Origin of the sequence: Aestuariimicrobium ganziense (assembly GCF_015352975.1) — a bacterium.
Classification (GTDB): domain Bacteria; phylum Actinomycetota; class Actinomycetes; order Propionibacteriales; family Propionibacteriaceae; genus Aestuariimicrobium; species Aestuariimicrobium ganziense.
In genome coordinates, this window is the sequence record NZ_JACYIZ010000007.1 from 1 (window position 1) to 16,821 (window position 16,821).

Sequence of the window (16,821 nt, forward strand, 5' to 3'; positions counted from 1 at the left end):
GATGCCGAACACGCCGACATTGGTCAGGGTGAAGGTGCCGCCGTTGTAGTCGGCCGGCTGCAGGCGTCCCTCACGGCTGACCTGCACCAGTGAGGTGATCGCCCGGCCCAGTTCGACCAGGCTCATCCGCTGCGCACCCTTGATGTTGGGCACCATCAGCCCTCGTGGCGTCGCTGCGGCGATGCCCAGGTTGACGTCACCGTGGTAGACGATCTCCTGGTTCTCCTCGTCCCACGACGAGTTGATGTCGGGGTTGTTGGCCATCGCCAGGCAGACCGCCTTGGCGTAGAGCAGCAGCGGGCTGACCCTCAGGTCGGCGAACTCGCGCCGCTTGCGCAGGGTCTCGACCATCTCCATCGTGCGGGTGACGTCGACGGTGGTCCACTCGGTGACGTGCACGTGCTTGGTGACCGATTCGACCATCGCCTGGGCGGTCACCTTGCGCACACCCTTGATCGGCACCCGGCGCTCGCCCCAGGGACGGTCGTTGCGGGGGCCGTAGGCACTCGAGACGTGGTCGTCGCCGAAGTCGCCGGCCGAATCGGTGACGAACGAGCTCTGCGGACGAGCGCTCGGCCGCGACCCCAGCTCCGCCCAGGCGGCAGCCGCCTCGACGTCGCCGCGGGTGATCGTGCCGTCCGGGCCGGTGCCGGTGACCGTTGACAGGTCGACCCCCAGCAGCTTGGCCAGCAGCCGCACCGGTGGCTTGGCCAGCGGTTCGCGTTGGCCGCCGACGAGGACGAGGTCGGTGCCTCGCGGTGCCTGTCCTGGACGAGGCAGCGGGTCACCGGTGGGTTCAGCGCGCACGGCGTGCGGCTCCTGCACGTCGTCCGAGCGCCGCGACGGGGCGTGTTGGCCGTAGACGTCGGCCATCAGCCGGTGGGTCTCGTCCAGCGACTCGCTGCCCGACGATCCGCCAGCGCCGCGGCCGCGCCGGGAGCGCCGGCTGGTGGCCGCGGCCTTGGCCCCCGAGCCGACCAGCACCGGCTCCGGCGCGGCGGACTCGGCCTCGCCAGGACGGCCGTCGTCGATGGAGATGATCACGGTGCCGACCTCGGCCATCTGGCCCTCGGCGACGTGGATCTCGGTGACCAGGCCGGCCCAGGGAATCGGCAGTTCGACCAAGGACTTGCTGGTCTCGATCTCGACGACGATGTCATTGACCTTGACCTCGTCGCCGACGGCCACCTTCCACGACACGATCTCGGCCTCGACCAGACCCTCACCGGGGTCGGGCAGGCGGAAGTGCTGCATGTCAGGCTCCTCAGCGGCTCATCGACTCGTCGACCGCATCGAGGATGCGGTCGAGGTTGGGCAGGTAGTCCTCCTCGATCCTGCTCGGAGGATAGGGCGTGTCGTAGCCGGTCACCCGCAGCACCGGCGACTCCATCACGTAGAACAGGTCCTCGTGCAGGCGGGCGGCCAGCTCGGCACCCAGCCCCAGGGTGCGGTGGGCCTCGTGGACGACGATCGCCCGCTTGGTGCGCCGCACGCTGGCCGAGACGGTCACCATGTCGATCGGCGACAGGCTGCGCAGGTCGACAACCTCGATGAAGCGGCCCTCGTCGGCGCCCACGGCGGCGGCCTCGAGGCAGGTCTTGACCATCGGCCCGTACGCCAGCAGGGTGACGTCGCTGCCGTGGCGCACCACCTGGGCCTGGTGCAGGGCGATCGGGGCGGTGGTCTCGTCCACCTCGCCCCGTTCGTGGTAGCGCCGCTTGGGTTCGAGGAAGACCACCGGATCGTCCGAGGCGATCGCCTGCTGGATCATCCAGTAGGCGTCGTGCGGGGTCGAGCAGGTGACCACCTTGAGACCGGGGGTGTGGGCGAAGTAGGTCTCGGGCGACTCGGAGTGGTGCTCGATCGAGCCGATGCCCCCGCCGTAGGGGATCCGGATCACCATCGGCATGGGAATGCGCCCGCCGGAGCGGAAGTGCATCTTGGCGACCTGGGTGGTGATCTGGTCGAAGGCGGGGAAGACGAAGCCGTCGAACTGCATCTCGACCACCGGGCGGTAGCCGCGCAGGGCGAGGCCGACCGCGGTGCCGACGATGCCCGACTCGGCCAAGGGGGAGTCGATGACACGGTCCTCACCGAAGTCCTTCTGCAGTCCCTCGGTGATCCGGAAGACGCCGCCGAGACGTCCGATGTCCTCCCCGGCGAGCAGCACCTTGGGGTCGGCCTCGAGCGCGCGACGAAGGCCGGCGTTGAGGGCCTTGCCCAGGGTGAGGGTCTGCTTGGTGCCGTTCGGCACCGCCTGCGGTTGGGCGCTCATGGCGACACCCCCTGCCCGTTCGCGGCACCGTGGGAGTCGGCACCGATCGACTCGAAGCTGTCGGCCCAGGTCTGGTACTGCTCGCGCTGGGCCTCGAGTTCGGCCGTGGACTCGGCGTGCACAGTGGCAAAGATCTCACTGAACTTGGGCACCGGCAGCGCATGGCAGGCAGCCCGAACCTCGGCTCCGAACTGCTCGGCCTCGTCGTCCAACTCGGCCAGCCAGGCGTCGTCGATCTTGCCGCTGCGCAGCAGGTGGGCGCGCAGGCGCTCGATCGGGTCCTTGAGCCGCCAGTGCTCGGTCTCTTCGGCCAGGCGGTACTTGGTCGGGTCGTCCGCGGTGGTGTGGGCACCCATGCGGTAGGTGAAGGCCTCGATGAAGGCCGGCCCCTGCCCCTGCCGGGCCCGCTCCATCGCCCACGAGGTGACCGCGTGCACTGCGAGCACGTCGTTGCCGTCGACCCGCACCCCCGGGAAGCCGAAGCCCATGGCTCGCTGGTAGAGCGGGATCGTGGTCTGGCGGGTGATCGGCTCACTGATCGCCCACTGGTTGTTCTGGCAGAAGAACACCACCGGGGCGTGGTAGCTGGCCGCGAACACGTACGACTCGTTGACGTCGCCCTGGCTGGACGCGCCGTCGCCGTGGAAGGCCAGCACGCCGGCGTTGCGCTCGGGGTCGTCGTTGCCGACCATGCCGTCGAGTTGCAGGCCCATGGCGTAGCCGGTGGCGTGCAGCGTCTGTGCCCCGATGACCAGGGTGTACATGTGGGTGTTGGTCGAGACGGTGTCCCAGGCCGACTGGGTGGTGCCACGCCAGATGCCGAGCATGTCGGCCGGGGTCACCCCACGCAGCAGGCAGACCACGTGCTCGCGGTAGGTCGGGAAGACATGGTCACCGGCTCGCATCGCATGTGCCGCACCGACCTGGGCGGCTTCCTGCCCCAGAGCAGGCGGCCACACCCCCAGCTCGCCGTGGCGCTGCAGGTTCGTCCCCTCGACGTCGAAGCGTCGGGCGAGCACCATGTCGCGGAGGAGCTGCTTGGCCAGGTCGTCGTCGCCGCACCACGCGAAGTCGGGGTGCTCGACCCGCTCGCCCTCGGGGGTGAGCAGCTGGACCATGTCCTGGGGGTCGCGTTCGAAGCTGCCGTGATCGGGATGGCCGATCAGGTTGGTCATGGGATGAGTCCTCTCGACGTCCACGCCTCGGAAACCTACGGTAGCGTAAGGTTACGGTCGCGTAGGTGGAGGAATCGGACGAAACTGAGCCCCCTGGCTTGGTGACAACGCCCAACGGCGGATCCCCCTGGGGGTGGGTTGCGGCAGACACTCAGGCGTGGGTCGAGGCCCAACATGGCCTCTCGGCCGGGTGCCGCCTAGACTCGACACGCCAGTCTCCCACTCCGTTGACTTCCCAGGAGCCACCATGCAGCGCCACCCGAGCCCCAGCGGCCCACGCGTCCGACGAGGGCTGCGTGCTCTGGTCGCGACCGCGCTCAGCCTGGTCCTGGCCGCGACCTCGTTCGTCGCCAGCGCCGAGCCCCCTGCCGACAACGACCCCGCTCCGACCGGGCGCAGCAAGCACATTGCCCGCAGCACCGAGGTGGTGCCGCAGGCCCAGGTGCGTCCGGCGGCCAGCGAGTCCGCGACCGCCCTGGCGCTGCTGAACAACTACCGCACCCGCGTCGGGGCCAAGGCGATGTTCTACGACACGACGCTGGACGCCGCACTGCGTGCCCACGCCAACTATCTGCAGCTCAACATCAACCGCCCCGACCTCGATCCCTACACCGAGGTCGTGGGCTACCCCGGCTACACGGCTCAGGGTGCAGCCATCGCCCCCTGGACCTCGGTCACCTTCCAGTCGCCGAGCTACTCCGCGGCCATCGACCTGTTGATGATGGACCCGTGGGAGCGAAGCAACCAGCTGCTGCGGCCGACTTCGTCCGGGTTCGCGATCACCCGCACCACCGACTTCACCGTGATGGCCTTCAACACCGCCTCATCGACAGTCAGCCCGCAGGCCGTGTTCCCCGCGGGTCAGCGCCACGGCAAGATGGCCTTCGAGTCCTCGGCAGCGCCGCTGTACACGGGCAACTGCCCCCAGACGTCGAACGCCTGGGGTTACCCGATCACCGCACAGTTCGACTACACCAAGTACGACTCCCTCACCAACGTGCAGAGCTCGCTGTTCCGCGACGGCGTGCCGGTGAGCTACTGCCGACTCACCACCAACCTGCCCGAGCAGCTCGATGCGGTGGTCGTCATGATTCCCACAGCGCCTCTGGTGCAGGGCTCGCACTACACCGGCAAGGTCACCGCCACCGGGGTGAAGGACGGGACCAGCACCCCGGTCTCGCTCGACATCGACTTCACGACCTGGGCACCGGTGACTCGTGCGCCCGGTGACCAGACCGGTGATCGGATCGCCGAGGTGGTCGCTGTCACCTCCACCGGCGACCTGAAGATCTACAAGGGCGCGAAGCCCGGTGTGATCCGCAACGGGTGGGTCGTCGGAAGTGGCTGGGCCCCCTACACCTGGATCGCGCACACCCCCGACATCAACGGGGACGGTCGCGAGGACCTGCTCGGGCGCCACAGTGACGGCACCCTGTACCTGTGGATGGGAAGTGGCATGGGCAGCTACGGGGCGCGCCGCAAGGTCGGCTCCGGTTGGAACGGGCTCAGCAACCTGACTGTGGTGGGCGACATGTTCGGCACGGGGCAGATCAACGTGGTCGGCGTGACCGCCACCGGTGACCTGATGCGCTATCGAGTGACCCCGACGTGGATGGGCAACACCACGAAGATCGGGCACGGATGGAACATGATGCGCTACCTGACCAGCGTGGGGTCGTTCAACAAGGACGACAAGACTGCCGACATCATCGCCGTGAGCAACGACGGGATCCTGTACGCCTACTACACGCGCAACGGAGTGGTGGTGCGACGCACCCAGGTGGGCCACGGATGGAACGGCTGGACGGCCATGTTCTCACCGGGCGACCTGTCCGGTGACGGACTGCCCGACCTGCTGGGCCGCAAGTCCAACGGTGAGATGTACTCCTTCACCAACCTGCAGGGCTGGTGGGGCACTGCCCGCAGGGCGGGGACCGGATGGAACGGCATGCGGCTGTTCGCCTGAACCGACACACCACACGATCTGCGCCCCCGGACTTCAGCTCCGGCGGCGCAGTCGCTTGTCAGGCCCACTTGAAGGTCTGCTGATGTGAACACGAGGGTGGCTGCGGGGCCAAAGTTGGCTGTGAGATAGTCAATCCATGAACGGCCCCACCCCCCTGCGTGTGGCGCTCGTGAACGACTACGAGGTTGTCGTCAAGGGCCTGCGGCAGATGCTGCTGCCCTATGCCGAACGCGTCAACGTGGTCGAACTCGACGTCGCCCACAAAGACATCAACACCCCGGTCGACATCGCCCTCTACGACAGCTTCGCCCACGAGGGACTGTCACTGAACGGGGTGCGGGAGCTGATTCGCGACCAGCAGGTGCGCCACGTCGTGCTCTACACGTGGACGATGGACTCGCACTACGTCGACGCTGCACTCGGCGCCGGCGCGTCAGGGGTGCTCAGCAAGGCCATGGGCGGCGCTGCCCTGGTCTCGGCGCTCGAGCGCATCAGTGCCGGTCAGCGACTGGTGAGCGCGAGCCATCCGCGCAACCGTGACCAGGAGTCGGCCGAGCCGCGCCGCAACGGTGACTGGCCCGGGCGCGAAGCCGGCCTGACCCAGCGCGAGGCCGAGATGGTGGCCCTGATCACCCGAGGCCTGACCAATGCCGACATCGCCGAGCGCACCTACCTGAGCCCGAACTCGGTGAAGTCCTACATTCGCTCGGCCTACAAGAAGATCGGCGTCGTGCGGCGCTCGCAGGCCGTGGCCTGGGGCATCGGCCATGGCATGGGGCGCGAGCCTCGCACCACCCAGTCGCCGATCACCCCCGCGACACCGCCGTCACCGCCTCGCTGAGAGACTCGCGCGCCGCGTCTGCTCCCGTCTTGCACGCCCCTAACCTGAAGGCGTTGACGCACAAGCGCCACCAGATCGAGGAGAACGCCGTGGTAGCCGAACTCGCGCCCATCACCGCTTGGACCTTCCAGGCTGAGGTAGCCATCCCACCTGACATCGCACCAGTGCTCGTTCAGGGCGAGCAGCCAATCGCTGCCTACAAGACGTTTCGGGACACCGCAGTCTTCACCACCAAGCGCCTCATCGTCCGCGACGCCCAAGGGCTGACTGGCAAGAAGGTGGAGATCTACTCCCTGCCCTATAGCGCGATCAACATGTGGTCGTCGGAAAACGCAGGCACCTTCGATCTCAACTCCGAGATGGAACTGTGGACCAGAAGTGGGCACATCAAGGTCAACTTGGGGAAGGGCGTCGACGTCCGACGCTTGGACCACTTGATCTCATCGGCGGTACTGGGCGTCATCCACTGACCCGCCCGGCTGGTGCACCCTGACCCGGGTGCTCGCACTGACCAACGACCTGGCCCGCTCGACGTCGTCGCGGGTCGTCATGCCGGACTGACCCAGCAGGTTGCCGATCCCGGTCGCCTCGACCGGACCGGCCAGCACGGTCAAGCCGCTGTGGTCGGCCAGGAGTTGACACAGCAACTCACTGCGTGACCCGCCACCGACCACGTGCACCTGCTCGACCCGGCGTCCGGTCAGTTCGCCGGCGCGGTGCACGGCAGCAGCCTGCGCCGCCGCGGTGCTCTCCACCACCAGGCGGACGACGCCCGCAGCGCTCTCGGGCACCGGTTGGTCGTGCTCACGCAGCCACGCCGTGAGCCGGGTGGCCATGTCGTCGGGGGCGAGGAACGCAGGGTCGTCCACATCGACCAGGGAGCGTGGCGCGGGCTGAGCCGCGGCTGCCGCGAGCAGGTCGACGAGGTCGTCCTCGCGTCCCCACTCCCGTAGCACCTCGGAGAGCAACCAGGTGCCCATGACGTTGCGCAGAAAGCGGGTGGTGCCCGCGACACCCCCTTCGTTGGTGAAGTTCGCCCGCCTGGCCGCCTCACTGAGCACTGGGTGCTCAAGCTCGACGCCGACCAGGCCCCACGTGCCCAGCGACGCGTAGGCGGAGCGCTCGGGGTCCATCGGGGTGGCCAGGATCGCTGCCGCCGTGTCATGGCTGGCCGTGGTGAGCACCGGCAGGTCACGGTGCCCGACCCTGGTGTGGCCGCGCTCGTCGCCAGCATCGACCAGCCCGGTGAACAGTGCCCTCGGGATGCCGAGGGCTGCCATCAGGTCGGTGTCCCAGTCGCCGGTGCGAGGATCGAGCAGGCCGGTGGTCGAGGCGTTGGTGCGCTCGGTGGCCAGATGCCCGGTGAGGGCGTGGGTGACCAGGTCGGGGACGAGCAGCAGCGCGTCGGCTCCTCGTCCCGGTGGCGACTCGGCACCCAACTGGTAGACGGTGGTGAACGGCAGGAACTGCAGGCCGTTGCGGGCGTGTAGCTGCTCGAAGCCGACCCGCTGGTGCACCCAGTCGACGCCGCGCTGGCACCGCTCGTCGCGGTAGCAGAACGGGTCGTCGATCAGCTCCCCCTGGCGGAGCAGCCCGTAGTCGACCGCCCAACTGTCGATGCCGACGCTGGCCAGGTCACTGTGCTGCCGGGCCGCCTCGTCCAGCCCCCGCCGAATGTGGCCGAGCAGGGCGTCGAAGTCCCAGAACAGCCCCGGCCCGGAGGGGCCGGTCGTCCGTCGCCGGGGCGCGGTCGGGAAGCGGGCGACCTCGGCGAGGTCGATCCGGTCGCGCTCGAGGCGACCGACCAGTACCCGTCCGCTGCTGGCGCCCAGGTCGACTGCGGCCCTGACGACGGTGCTCACCGCAGGAACGCCGCCGCGACGCCGGCATCGACCGGCACGTGCAGACCTGTGGTGTGCGACATGTCGGCGCTGCACAGCACAAACACAGCGTTGGCAATGTTTCGGGGCAGCACCTCGCGCTTGAGCAGCGTGCGCTGGGCGTAGAACTTGCCCAGGTCGGCCTCGTCCACGCCGTAGACCTTGGCGCGGGCAGCACCCCAGCCGCCGGCGAAGATGCCCGAACCCTGCACCACCCCGTCGGGATTGATGCCGTTGACCTTGATGCCGTGCTCGCCGAGCTCGGCCGCCAGCAGCCGCACCTGGTGGGCCTGGTCGGCCTTGGTGGCCGAGTAGGCGAGGTTGTTGGGTCCGGCGAACACCGAGTTCTTGCTGGAGATGTAGACGATGTCGCCGCCGAGCTTCTGCGGAATCATCACTCGGGCCGCGGCCTGGCTGACCAGGAACGAGCCCTTGGCCATCACGTCGTGCTGCAGGTCCCAGTCGGCCTCGGTGGTCTCGAGCAGCGGCTTGCTCAGGCTCAAGCCCGCGTTGTTGACCACCAGGTCGAGCCCACCGAACCCCAGCACGGCGGCATCGACGGCGGCCCTGACCTGGTCGGCCCTGGTCACGTCGCACTGCACGCCGATGGCGACGTCGGACGAGCCGATCTCGGCGGCGATGCCCTGCGCCTTGGCCAGGTCGAGGTCGGCGATCACCACGCAGGCACCCTCGGCGGCCAGCCGCTCGGCGGTGGCCTTGCCGATGCCCGAGGCCGAACCGGTGACCAGGGCGATCCGGGTGGCCAGCGCCTTGGGCTTGGGCATCCGCTGCAGCTTGGCCTCTTCCAGCGCCCAGTACTCGATGCGGAACTTCTCGCTCTCGTCGATCGGCTGGTAGGTCGACAGCGCCTCGGCGCCCCGCATCACGTTGATGGCGTTGACGTAGAACTCACCGGCCACGCGTGCGGTCTGCTTGTTGGCGCCGTAGCTGAACATGCCGACGCCCGGCACCAGGATCACCAGCGGGTCAGCACCCCGCATCGCGGGCGAGTCGGGCTGGGCGTGGCGCTGGTAGTAGCCGGCGTAGGCATCGCGGTAGGCGGCGTGCAGTTCGTCCAGGCGGGCCAGGGTCTCGTCCAGCGGCGCCGATGGCGGCAGGTCGAGCAGCATCGGCTTGACCTTGGTGCGCAGGAAGTGGTCGGGGCAACTGGTGCCGAGTTCGGCCAGCGCCGGGGCCTTCTCGCGCGACAGGAAGTCGAGCACCACCTCGGAGTCGTTGAAGTGGCCGACCATCGCCTTGTCGCGCGAGGCAATGGCGCGCAGCGCGGGGGCGAGTTCTGCGGCACGGGCGCGACGCTCGTCCTCAGCGAGGGCCTCGAAGCCGGGACGAAGCGCGCCGAACGGCTCGGGGCGACCGTGCTCGGCGATGTGGGCCTCGATGGTGCGGATGATCCGCATCGAGTTGGCTTCGCACTCCTCGGTGGTGGCACCCCAGGCGGTGATGCCGTGGCCGCCCAGGATCACCCCGATCGCCTCGGGGTGCTCGTCGTGGATGGCGGCGATGTCGAGGCCGAGTTGGAAGCCGGGACGACGCCACGGCACCCAGGCGACGGTGTCGCCGAAGATCTCGCGGGTGAGCGCCTCGCCGTCGGCGGCGGCAGCGATCGCAATCCCCGCATCGGGGTGCAAGTGGTCGACGTGCGGGGCGTCGACCAGGGCGTGCATGGCGGTGTCGATCGAAGGGGCGGCACCGCCCTTGCCGAACAGGCAGTGGTCGAAGGCGGCCACCATCTCGTCCTCGCGCTCGACGCCGGGGTAGACGCCGGTGAGCGCCTGCACCCGGTCGAGGCGCAGCACGGCCAGGCCGGCCTCGGTGAGGGTGCCGAGGTCGCCGCCGGAGCCCTTGACCCAGAGCAGTTCGGTGTCGCTGCCGGTCACCGGGTCGGTCTGGGTGCCCTTGGCCGAGGTGTTGCCCCCGGCGTAGTTGGTGGTGGTGGGGTCAGCGCCGAGTCGGTTGGAGCGCTCGATCAGTTGCCGGACGGTCTCGTGGGTCACGTGGCTTCCTCGGGTCGGTGTGGTCTGTGGGTCTGTGGGTGGACGAGCGGCTCAGGCGCCCCAGCCGGCCTGGGTGCCGCCTTGGCGGTCGGCCGAGATCTGGTCCTGGTAACCCGACTCGGCATGGGCGGCCATCGGTTGGGCCGGCAGGCCACGCGACTCGCGCCACGCGGCCAGGTCGGCGCGCACGTCGGTCTGGAAGGCGTCGGTGAAGACCTCGTTGGCGGTGAGCACATCGCCGGCCAACTGGGCAGTGGTGAGCGCGTCGCGGTCGACCAGCAGGGCGCGGGCCAGCATCTCCTGCACGTTGAGCACCGAGCGGATCTGGCCGGCCACCTTGGGCTCGATGTTGTGACACTGGTCGAGCATGAAGACCACGCCGGAGTCGGGCTCGAGCCCGCCGCCGCGCACCACCTCGCACAGGATGCGGAACAGCTGGTAGGGATCGGCGGCCCCGACGATCAGGTCGTCGTCGGCGTAGAAGCGGGAGTTGAAGTCGAAGCTGCCGAGTCGTCCGAGCCGCAGCAACTGGGCGACGATGAACTCGATGTTGGTGCCCGGGGCGTGGTGGCCGGTGTCGAGGCAGACCTTGGCGCGCTCACCCAGGGCCAGGCAGTGCACGAGCGAGGTGCCCCAGTCGGGCACGTCGGTGTGGTAGAACGCCGGCTCGAAGAACTTGTACTCCAGCACGAGCCGCTGCTCGGGGCCGAGCCGGTCGTAGATCGTGCTGAGCGATTCGGCGAGGTGGTCCTGACGGGCGCGGATGTCGTCCTGACCGGGGTAGTTGGTGCCGTCGGCGAGCCAGATCTTCAGGTCGGACGAGCCGGTGGCGTCCATGATCTCGATGCACTCGAGGTGGTGGTCGATGGCCTGCTGGCGCACGGCCGCGTCACGGTGGCACAGCGACCCGAGCTTGTAGACGTCGTCCTGGAAGGTGTTGGAGTTGATGGTGCCGATGCCGACACCGAGGTCGGCGGCGTGGCGCTTCAGGGCGTCGTAGTCCTCGACCTTGTCCCACGGGATGTGCAGGGCGACCTTGGGGGCCAGACCGGTCATCCGGTGCACCTGGGCGGCGTCGGCGACCTTCTCGAACGGGTCGCGGGGCACGCCGGGTGAGCCGAACACCTTGAACCGGGTTCCGGAGTTGCCGTAGGCCCACGAGGGCACCTCGATGGTGAGCGTGGCCAGGGTGTCGAGCACCTGCTGCGGGATGGTCATGGTCGTCCTCGCTCCGTTGCGGTCGGGGCCCGACGAGTCGGACCACACCGACGATGAATCGTTTCATGACGAGGATACGCCGCAGCCCCCCATCAGCGTCAAGCGGCACCGCACTAGGGTGAGCCGTGTGAACTCCCCCATCCAGGTGGTCGTCGTCGGTGGTGGGTTGAGCGGCCTGACGGCGGCCCGTGCCCTGTCTGGTGTGCCCGGACTGCAGGTCACCGTCCTGGAGTCGGGCGAGGGTCCCGGCGGTCAGGTGGCCACCATCGAGGTGCCCAGTCGCCGGACGGACGAGCCGGTGCTGGTCGACGTGGGTGCGGAGTCGGTGCCGTTGAGCGTGCCGCCGGTCGCCACCTTGGTCGACGAACTCGGGCTCACCGCGACTGCGGTGGTTCCCGAGCCCGGACCCGTGCTGCTGAAGTCGGGACGACGCCTCGTCCCACTGCCGGCTGGGGTCTCACCCACCGGACCCACCCAGGTCTGGCCAGTGCTGCGCTCGGGGATGCTGTCGTTGCCGGGGCTGGTGCGCGCCGGTCTGGAACCTCTCTTCTGCCGCAAGGTCACCGGCGACATCTCGGTGGGAGCCTTCGTGCACCACCGGTTCGGGGGCCAGGTGGTCGACCGGTTCGTCGACCCGCTGCTGGGCAACATCCACGCCGGCAACGTGCACGGGTTGTCGTTGCAGGCGACGGCGCCGCAGTTGGTCCCGGTGGCACGCGACGGCGAGTCGCTGCTGCGCCGCGCCCTGGTGGGGTCGGGCAGGAAGGCGCCCGTCGCGGGGCGTCCGGTTCGTCCCGGCGCGGTGAGTTGGCCGACCGGGGTCGCTGCGTTGGCCGAGGCGCTCGCCGAACAGTGCGGGGCCTCGGTGCAGTACGGGCGAGCCGTGAGCTCGCTGGAGCGTGACGGCGAGGACTGGCTCGTCCACACCGACGGCCATACCCTGCGGGCCGACCACGTGGTGCTGACCACTCCGACCACGACGACCGCCGAACTGGTGCGGCCGCACTGTTCCGAGCTGGCCCGCGCGATGGCCTGGGTGCGCACCGCCACCGTGGCCACCGTGGTGCTCGGGTACGACCGCGCAGCAGCTGGACGAAACCGCACCTTGCGCACCGCCAACGCCGTGCTGTTGAGCAGCCGGCAGGCCGAGACCATGCGCTCGATGACGAACCTCAGCCGCAAGTGGCCATCACGCCACGCCGACGCCGAGCACCACCTGGTGCGGATCGCGGTCGGCAATGCGCAGCGCTCGACCGTCGATTCGCTGGACGACGAGACGATGGTGCGCCGTTGCGCCGACGAACTGGGGGCTCTCATCGGGTTGCGGGCCGAACCGCAGTTCGCCCGCGTGGTGCGCTGGCCTCGGGTGATGCCGCAACTGGCCCCGGGGCACCCCGACCGGGTGGCGAAGGCACGTGCGGCGCTGGCCGAGCTGGGCGGGCTGCACGTGGCCGGCGCCCCGGTCGACGGTCCCGGTGTGGTGTCGGCGATCACGTCGGGACGCACGGTCGCTGCTCAGGTGCTGGCGGCCCGCGGCTGAGGCTGGAAGGCTGGCTTGCATGAGCGTGGTGGTGCTGGACTTCGGTGGGGTGCTCTCGGAGCCCGAGGGCAAGGAGGCGGTGGTCGCCGCTGTCTGGGGTGTTGATCCGGTCGCACTGGAAGGCCCGTACTGGCGGCACCGCCAGCCCTATGACGAGGGCTGCAGCAACCTGGCCTACTGGTCGGCGGTGGCCGACGACCTCGGTGAGCCGATGGACGAGGAGCTGGCGAACCGGCTGGGACGCGCCGATGCCAAGGCATGGGCACCGATTCGTCCCGAGGCCGAGGCGATCCTGCGTGACCTGGCCGAGGCCGGGGTGCCGACTGCGCTGCTGTCGAACGCCCCGGTCGACCTGCTCGCCGCCCTCGAGGCGATGCCGTGGCGGCGCCACGTCGGTGAGGTGTTCGTCTCGGGCGTGCTCGGTGAGTCGAAACCCGATCCGGCGATCTTCGCGCTGGTCGAGAAGGCCCTCGGGGTGCCTGCCGACCAGATCGTGTTCGTGGACGACCGCCAGGTCAACCTCGACGGCGCCGAGGCCGTCGGCTGGCGCACCCACCTGTGGACCAGCGACGCCGCCACCCGGGCGTTCCTGGTCGAGGGCGGCTGGCTCACCCGGTAGCCGCTCGGCCGGACCATGGCCCAACGGACGGGCACCGGGGCTCGGCGTCGATACGCTCGGGGCATGACCACGGCCGATCCCCGCATCCAGCACACCGTCTCGTTCCGGCTGCACCATGAGCCCGGGTCCGAGGCCGAGCGCGACTTCCTGGCCGCAGCCGCTGCCCTGACCGCCATCCCCGGCGTTGAGGACTACCAGCAACTGCGCCAGGTGAGCCCCAAGAGCGACCACACCTTCTGGTTCACGATGTGGTTCGACGACCAGGACGCCTACACCGCCTACAACGAGCACCCCGACCACGTGGCGTTCGTCCGCGACCGGTGGCAGGCCGAGGTCGCCGACTTCCAGGAACTCGACTTCGTCGCCCTCTGAGGTCGCCCTCCCTCGCAGTGGCTCGGGCGATCCTTCGTACGCAGGCACCCCACCTCTCGCGCTGAGGCACAACATCTTGCGCGAGGCACACGCAATTGCCTGTGCCTCAGCCAGTGAGGTGTGCTTCAGCCAGGGGCGGGGCCGTACGAACGGTGGACGGACGACAGGCTCTCACTCCGGGTTGAGGCTGCGGTCGCCGGCGCCAACCGGGGTGGCCTCGTCGTACTCGGCGATGACGTTGTCCATGTCGTGCCCGTCCACCGCCTCGGTGACCCAGTTGTGGTCACCACCCAGGTAGTACTGCTGGCCCACCGCGTCGGGAGCGGTGTGCTTGGTGAGTGAGAAGTCCTCCTGCACGTTGGTGAGCGGGTCGTCGGCGGTGGTGTAGAGCCGCACCTGCCCGCTCTGCAACTGCTGGCGGTAGTCGGTCGGGTCCATCCTGTTCTGCTGGGCGAAGTGGTCCAGCGTGGCCGGACTGACCCCGGCAGCGTTGAAGGTCACCGCACCGTTGCCGCTGGTCATCGACGCCACGGCCGCCAGCCGTCCACCCAGCGAGTAGCCGGTGTAGATCACGTCGTCAGCAGCCGGTGAGCCGTTGAGCGCCTGCGCCAGCCGGGACGCGTCAGCCGACTGTCCCGACAGCACGGTGGTGCCGTAGAGATCTTCGGTGACGTCCTCGACGGTGCCGAAGTCGGTGCCCTCGAACATCACCACGAGTTCGCCGCTGGGCCCGCGGAACACCTTGGACACGAATCCGGTCTCGTCGTTGGTGAGCAGCGCCGGGTCGATGCCGAGTTCGCGCAATTGGTCGTCGGTGAGCGGGGTGTAGCCGTCGACGGTCTCGTGGTTGGTGAGCCTCATCAGGTCGCGGTCCTGGGGCCGAGTGTCGCCCTGGATGGTGTCGCCGAACGAGCCGTCGGCCACGTCGCCGACCAGCCCGGGGTCTGATCCGTCACGCAGGATCGACGCGGCGCGGCGCAGGTCCTGCCCCATGCCCCCGATCTGCCCGAGCAGCATCGTCCCCTGGGCCACCACGTCCTGCAGGATCGCGGCGATCTCGCGCAGGGTGTTGGCGATGAAGTCCAGTGCCCAGGCGATGAAGTCGCTGATCGCACTGGCCCAGGCCCAGGGCTTCCACCAGTGGCTGGCCACCCTGATCGCGGCCCTGACCAGGTCGCCGATCAGTTTGCTGGCGATGGCGATGATCGACTTGCGGGCATTGCCGACGTAGTCGCCGACGCCGAGCAGTCGGGTGCCCATGGTCTCGAACACCCCGGTGGCGGCCCGGGCGCAGCCCTGTTCGGCTGCGTTGTGGGTGGTGAAGGCGTCGGCGGCGTCGCCCGTCCAGCTCTGGGTGACCCTGCTGCCGACCCCGACCATGGCGCTGGCGTGCAGGTCGAGGGCCTGCCCGGTCTGGCTCCACGCGGCCGACGTCTGCTGCAGTTCGTCGGCGTCGCCGGTGAGTTGGTCGAGCGCCTCGTCGATGGGCCCGATGTGGCTGATGATCCAAGCGGTCAGACCGCCGACCAGGTTGGGCACCAGTTCCCACAGCGCCGCGGGGGCCGACAACCAGCTCAGCCCTCCCTGCGGCAGCAGGATCGACAACGGGTCGTTCTCCAGGCCAGGGTTGCTGCTGCGTGATGAGGCACCTTCGCCCAGCACCGCGGTGGCACGGACGAAACGTTCGTTGGTCACGACCTCGGTCGCCATCAGGGGCCTTCCCACACCGTGTCGGCCAGTTCGACTGCGTCGGCCTCGGTCTGGCGGTAGTGGGTGGCCGACTGGGTGAGCCTGGTGCTGATCGAGTCGACCGCCCCACCGAGGGCGGTGACGAAGTCGGTGGCACCGTCGGTGGCCGAGGGGAAGGTGATCCGGAACGCCTGGGAGAGCAGGATGCCGCAGGCTTGTGACGAGGGCGCATGCACTCCGGCCGCCAGGCCGGTGATGGTCGAGGTCTCGTCGCCGACCGAGCTGGCCGCGGCGTCGAGTTCGTCCGGGTCGACGGTGAAGTCGCTCACCTCAGCGCTCCCCTCGCCGCTCGTCGGGACCCATCTCGCCGGGGCTCATCTCGTCTGGGCCCATCTCGTCTGGGCCCATCTCGCCCGGGCGCACGTGGTGCATCGTGTAGGGGTCCTGGGCTCGTCCGGTCATGCCGGCCTGGCGCCACAGTGCCTCGGCCTGCTCGGCCACGTCGTCCTTGGCGGCCTGCAGGGCAGCCAGCACGTGGTCGGCCAACTCGTCGGTGTCGCTGCCCTGGGCCTGGGCGGTGAAAGTGACCTGGGTCGGGACGCCGGTGGCGGTCACCTCGGCGCGCACGGTGGGTCGCTGCGCGGGGTGTTCGCCGTGGCCACGCAACTGATTGATGGCGGGGCCGACGGCGTCGGCGTCGTCGACGATCCGCTGAATGTGCGCCTTGAGGTCGGCCATCACCTGCACCGGAGCCCCATCGGGGATGCCCTCGGGCCACAGGTCGGCCTGGTCAGTCCACGGGGTGGGTTGCGTCGGCCGCGGCAGCTGACGGGCACCGGCCTCGTCGTCCGGGCTGGTCTCGAGGACGATCTCGGCGGCCTCGGCGTCGCGCAGTTCAACCGGTGTGGCCTCGACGGTGGCGCGCTCGGCGTCGCGGACGGCGGCCCGAAAGACCCGCCAGAAGTCTTCGGTCAGGCGTGCTGGCGACAAGGTGGTGGCGGCGCTGGAGAACCGCACGCGTTCGATGACGGCCTCGGTGGTGACCTGCACGGTGATGCCGGCGGTGGCCTCCTCGCCGCCTCGACGGGCTGCACGGATGCGTCGCGCCTCAGCCTCGTAGGCATCGGCGGTGCGCAGCAGCTTGGCGATGATGTCCACCCTCGCGACGCTACCCATGGCCGCGTCCAGGTCGGGGCGACCAAGCAGCAAGATGAGCACCGACAGCGCGTCC

General features: G+C 69.4%; 15 protein-coding genes. 6 read left to right on the plus strand and 9 right to left on the minus strand.

Annotated elements, in window-relative coordinates:
* From IE660_RS12900 to pdhA, 3 genes are all read right to left on the minus strand, one after another.
* On the minus strand, window positions 1–1,254 hold a 1,254-nt coding region (locus IE660_RS12900), incomplete at its 3' end, for a dihydrolipoamide acetyltransferase family protein (protein WP_203568789.1).
* A 10-nt stretch (window positions 1,255–1,264) separates the two neighbouring features.
* Window positions 1,265–2,275 carry an alpha-ketoacid dehydrogenase subunit beta gene (locus IE660_RS12905; RefSeq protein WP_203568790.1) on the minus strand — a complete coding sequence of 337 codons (1,011 nt, stop codon included), beginning with the start codon at window positions 2,273–2,275 and terminating at the stop codon, window positions 1,265–1,267.
* Window positions 2,272–3,450, minus strand: coding sequence for a pyruvate dehydrogenase (acetyl-transferring) E1 component subunit alpha (gene pdhA / locus IE660_RS12910; RefSeq protein ID WP_203568791.1), 1,179 nt, complete (start codon window positions 3,448–3,450; stop codon window positions 2,272–2,274). The genes IE660_RS12905 and pdhA overlap by 4 nt, the downstream gene beginning before the upstream one ends.
* A gap of 247 nt (window positions 3,451–3,697) precedes the next feature.
* On the opposite strand from pdhA, the gene IE660_RS12915 reads away from it, so the two are divergent.
* From IE660_RS12915 to IE660_RS12925, 3 genes are all read left to right on the plus strand, one after another.
* Window positions 3,698–5,416, plus strand: coding sequence for a hypothetical protein (locus IE660_RS12915; RefSeq protein WP_203568792.1), 1,719 nt, complete (start codon window positions 3,698–3,700; stop codon window positions 5,414–5,416).
* A 136-nt stretch (window positions 5,417–5,552) separates the two neighbouring features.
* Window positions 5,553–6,257 carry a response regulator transcription factor gene (locus IE660_RS12920; RefSeq protein WP_203568793.1) on the plus strand — a complete coding sequence of 235 codons (705 nt, stop codon included), beginning with the start codon at window positions 5,553–5,555 and terminating at the stop codon, window positions 6,255–6,257.
* A 53-nt stretch (window positions 6,258–6,310) separates the two neighbouring features.
* Complete coding sequence (locus tag IE660_RS12925) at window positions 6,311–6,727, plus strand: PH domain-containing protein (protein ID WP_207731118.1); 417 nt, start codon at window positions 6,311–6,313, stop codon at window positions 6,725–6,727.
* Here IE660_RS12925 and IE660_RS12930 read toward each other — a convergent pair.
* The 3 genes from IE660_RS12930 to rhaI are packed head-to-tail and all read right to left on the minus strand — an operon-like array spanning window position 6,698 to window position 11,370.
* Window positions 6,698–8,119: a rhamnulokinase gene (locus IE660_RS12930; protein WP_203568794.1), complete on the minus strand. Its 1,422-nt coding sequence runs from the start codon at window positions 8,117–8,119 to the stop codon at window positions 6,698–6,700. The two genes, IE660_RS12925 and IE660_RS12930, sit on opposite strands and share 30 nt — an antisense overlap.
* Complete coding sequence (locus IE660_RS12935; RefSeq protein WP_203568795.1) at window positions 8,116–10,152, minus strand: bifunctional aldolase/short-chain dehydrogenase; 2,037 nt, start codon at window positions 10,150–10,152, stop codon at window positions 8,116–8,118. Before IE660_RS12935 ends, IE660_RS12930 begins: the two co-directional genes overlap by 4 nt.
* Before the next feature lie 51 nt (window positions 10,153–10,203).
* Window positions 10,204–11,370 (minus strand): L-rhamnose isomerase, encoded by a 1,167-nt coding sequence (gene rhaI, locus IE660_RS12940; protein WP_203568796.1) that lies wholly within the window; start codon window positions 11,368–11,370, stop codon window positions 10,204–10,206.
* 127 nt (window positions 11,371–11,497) lie between these two features.
* On the opposite strand from rhaI, the gene hemG reads away from it, so the two are divergent.
* From hemG to IE660_RS12955, 3 genes are all read left to right on the plus strand, one after another.
* Entirely contained in the window at window positions 11,498–12,910 is a 1,413-nt protein-coding gene (gene hemG, locus IE660_RS12945) for a protoporphyrinogen oxidase (RefSeq protein WP_203568797.1), read from the plus strand.
* Between the two features lie 19 nt (window positions 12,911–12,929).
* The gene (locus tag IE660_RS12950) at window positions 12,930–13,529 is read left to right on the plus strand and encodes an HAD family hydrolase (protein ID WP_203568798.1); all 600 of its coding nucleotides are present in this window, start codon (window positions 12,930–12,932) and stop codon (window positions 13,527–13,529) included.
* Window positions 13,530–13,592: 63 nt separating this feature from the next.
* Window positions 13,593–13,901: a Dabb family protein gene (locus tag IE660_RS12955; RefSeq protein ID WP_203568799.1), complete on the plus strand. Its 309-nt coding sequence runs from the start codon at window positions 13,593–13,595 to the stop codon at window positions 13,899–13,901.
* A gap of 171 nt (window positions 13,902–14,072) precedes the next feature.
* Here IE660_RS12955 and IE660_RS12960 read toward each other — a convergent pair whose 3' ends face one another.
* From IE660_RS12960 to IE660_RS12970, 3 genes are read right to left on the minus strand one after another with little or no spacing between them, the layout of a single operon-like run.
* A complete protein-coding gene (locus IE660_RS12960) occupies window positions 14,073–15,611 on the minus strand; it encodes an alpha/beta hydrolase family protein (RefSeq protein ID WP_203568800.1) in 1,539 nt (512 codons plus the stop codon).
* A complete protein-coding gene (locus tag IE660_RS12965) occupies window positions 15,611–15,919 on the minus strand; it encodes a type VII secretion target (RefSeq protein WP_203568801.1) in 309 nt (102 codons plus the stop codon). The genes IE660_RS12960 and IE660_RS12965 overlap by 1 nt, the downstream gene beginning before the upstream one ends.
* A 1-nt stretch (window position 15,920) precedes the next feature.
* Window positions 15,921–16,748 (minus strand): hypothetical protein, encoded by an 828-nt coding sequence (locus tag IE660_RS12970; RefSeq protein WP_203568802.1) that lies wholly within the window; start codon window positions 16,746–16,748, stop codon window positions 15,921–15,923.
* Between the last annotated feature and the right edge of the window lie 73 nt (window positions 16,749–16,821).